We start from the raw sequence: 3,317 nt of genomic DNA, 5'->3' as shown, positions 1-3,317 counted from the left end.
TGGTCAGACAGCCACAACTTTAAGTTAGGCACACAAGGCGAAGTAAGTAATGTTAATGGTGATGGAGTACAAATGCGTTTAGGTGCAAGATTCTATGGTCAAAGCACTAAAGAAGGCTATGGAGTATTACCATTTATAGAAGCCAACTGGTTGTATGATTCTTCTTCACCGGAAGCAAAAATTAATGGTAAACATGTTGAATCAGACATGAGTAAAAATTATATTGAATTAAAAGTGGGTGTGAATGGTAATTTAACCAAATCCCTCAGTAGCTATGCTCAATTAGACAGCCGATTTGGTAGCAACAACTACCGTCAACTTGGTGCGCAAATAGGTTTGAACTATTCATTCTAATAATTTAAAAAAACTCAATAAAAAAAAGCAGCACTTAATTGGTGCTGTTTTTTTATCTATATTAAATAACTCATCTAATTAAAATAATAATTAATATTATCTCTGACATTATCATGATTAATGAAGCTTTGTTACTGAGCAAATGAAGCATATAAGTAATTAAGTGTTCCTTCTGTTTGATGTTAATTTAATAAAAGAGTTAAATCAGGTTATTTTAAAGTCAAGAATGACCAATTAGATATTGATTGATTAATTAATTCATTCGATAATGTGGGTCGCATAATTTTTGCTGTTATCAGAAATTATGTTTAATTTTTAAGAAAAGAAAGGAAAAAGTAAATGAATAAAATTTATAAAGTTATAAAAAATCGGCAGGGAAAATGCCTGGCTGTATCTGAATTAGCTAAAGGTAGAGGAAAAAAAGCAAAATCTTTACTAATTAAAACAGCTGTAGTAGGTGCTATATCAACATTTATTGCAGGTGGTGCTTTAGCGGCAATAATACCAATAGAATCGGATGAAACAATAAAAGGTGACGGCTCTGGAACAATTCAAGGTGGGGTGAGCAATGATCAACATTTTGTAGGTATGGATGGTATAGGAAGCTTGACTATTAGTGATCAAGGTTCACTTACAACGCAGAGAATTATGGTAGGGAAAAATGAAGGAAGTTCAGGTAAATTAATACTTGATAATGGGCATCTTACCAGTACTGTGGGTAGTGTTTATTTAGGGGGGGGTGGCGATGCTGATATTTTAATCACAAACGGCGGCACTTTTACAAATACTGGATGGGTTTCAACGAGTGTTGCGTATGACAGTAGCTCTAATGCAAAAGTAACTATATCAGGTAACGGTAGTGTATTAAGTCAACGTCATGATATAAGTATAGCTAATGATGGTAATGCTGTAATTAATATACTTGATAGAGGCGTAGTTAATTCTTCTAGAGGTACATTTATAGGTAATGAAGATGGAAATGCAATCATAAATATTGATGGCCAAGGCTCTGCTTTCAATTCTACAGGTCTGAGGCTTGGAACTCAAAATACAAACAAGAAAGGTTATGGTGAAATCAATATTACTAATGGCGGAAGTCTGAATGTTGAAGATGGAGACGCTTATAAAGAATTAATTGTTAGACATGGTAAAATTTTAGTTGATGGTGAAGGGTCACAATTAAATGCCACGAAAAAAGTAAAAGTGTTTAATCACACCAAAACTGATTTAACAAGTGAGATAACTGTATCTAATAATGCAACCATGAAAGTCAAAGATGATGCTAATGGTGATAATGAAGGTATACTTATCGAAAAAGGTGGTGCAGTAAATATCGGTGGTGCTGTTGGTAAAGCAGCAGAAAAAGCAGGTACGATTGATACACCTATTATCACTTTAAAAGATGATGGCGAATTAAATTTTAACCATACCGATAAAGATTATCAAGTACTATGGGATATTGACGGTGAAGGTAACGTTAACGTTGTTTCAGGCGATAACTTTGTTAATGGTAAACATACTTATAAAGGAAAAACCAATATAACCGGTGGTTCTTTGAATGCAAATGGTGAAAATGTATTTAGCCCTAATTCTGATTACAATATTGGTAAAGGTGGTTCATTAAATTTAAATAATCATAATCAAACAGTCGGTAATGTAGTTAATGCTGGAACTATTGATTTAGGTAAAAATTCAGCAAATACAGTATTAACAGTAAATGGAGATTACCATGGTGAAAATGGTCAGCTAAATATCTATGCCGATGTTGCCAAAAAACAATCAGATAAAATGATAGTAACGGGTAACGCAACTGGTAAGACAAATATTAATATTGTAGAAATTAACGGCAAAAATATTGAAGAAGGTGAAATAATAGATTTTGTTGAAGTTAATGGAGATGACGAATCAGAATGGCATGTTATAGAAAAACCAGATAGTGCTTTGGATTACGTTTTTGATTGGGATGCTTATGGTCGTTTATTAATAAAATACACTAATGCATTTTCAAATGTCCATAAATCGCCTGTTGCAGGTTCAGTTTTTGCCAATCATATGGCGTCGTTAAATATGTTCCGTCACAGTGCACATGATAGAGATACTTCAATTTATGTACCTGAATCAAATGTTTGGATGAGTTACAAATATAACCGCGCACAAAGTGATTTATTTGGAGGCAAACAATCAGTAAACATTCGAACCTCAGTAATAGAAATGGGTGTGGATGTATTATCACAAGAGCAATTTAAAGTTGGTGTTTATGGTGGTTATGGCCATAGTTCAACAGATACCAATCAAAAACACAGCGTACGTAAAGGGGACGGACGAGTTACTGGTTATAACTTAGGTGTTTATGGTAATTGGAATGACCAAGTAAATGGCGCAGGTTTATATGTTGATACTTGGGCTCAATACAGCTGGTTTAAAAATAACAATTCAACATATTTGTCGGAAATAAGACACTTCTCAAGTCATTATAATGGGAAGGCAATTACAGTATCAGCGGAAGCTGGTTATGGTTTAGTTCTTCATGAAGGTTTAGTTAAGAATTGGTTACTTGAACCACATGCTCAGTTAGGCTATACTTGGTCAGACAGCCACAACTTTAAGTTAGGCACACAAGGCGAAGTAAGTAATGTTAATGGTGATGGAGTACAAATGCGTTTAGGTGCAAGATTCTATGGTCAAAGCACTAAAGAAGGCTATGGAGTATTACCATTTATAGAAGCCAACTGGTTGTATGATTCTTCTTCACCGGAAGCAAAAATTAATGGTAAACATGTTGAATCAGACATGAGTAAAAATTATATTGAATTAAAAGTGGGTGTGAATGGTAATTTAACCAAATCCCTCAGTAGCTATGCTCAATTAGACAGCCGATTTGGTAGCAACAACTACCGTCAACTTGGTGCGCAAATAGGTTTGAACTATTCATTCTAATAATTTAAAAAAACTCAATAAAAAAA

At 33.9% G+C, this 3,317-nt stretch carries 2 protein-coding genes; both read left to right on the top strand.

What is annotated here, in order from left to right:
- The coding region (locus A9G34_RS09240) for an autotransporter outer membrane beta-barrel domain-containing protein (RefSeq protein WP_081295310.1) at window positions 1-354 on the top strand (354 nt) is incomplete at its 5' end.
- A gap of 339 nt (window positions 355-693) precedes the next feature.
- On the top strand, window positions 694-3,291 hold the full coding sequence (locus A9G34_RS09235; protein ID WP_065569532.1) for an autotransporter outer membrane beta-barrel domain-containing protein: 2,598 nt from the start codon (window positions 694-696) through the stop codon (window positions 3,289-3,291).
- Window positions 3,292-3,317 lie beyond the last annotated feature (26 nt).

It is taken from the genome of Gilliamella sp. Choc4-2, assembly GCF_001690355.1.
GTDB classification, from domain to species: Bacteria; Pseudomonadota; Gammaproteobacteria; order Enterobacterales; family Orbaceae; genus Gilliamella; species Gilliamella apicola_A.
The sequence above is the reverse complement of the archived record's forward strand: the minus strand, read 5'-3'. Positions and strand labels throughout refer to the sequence as shown.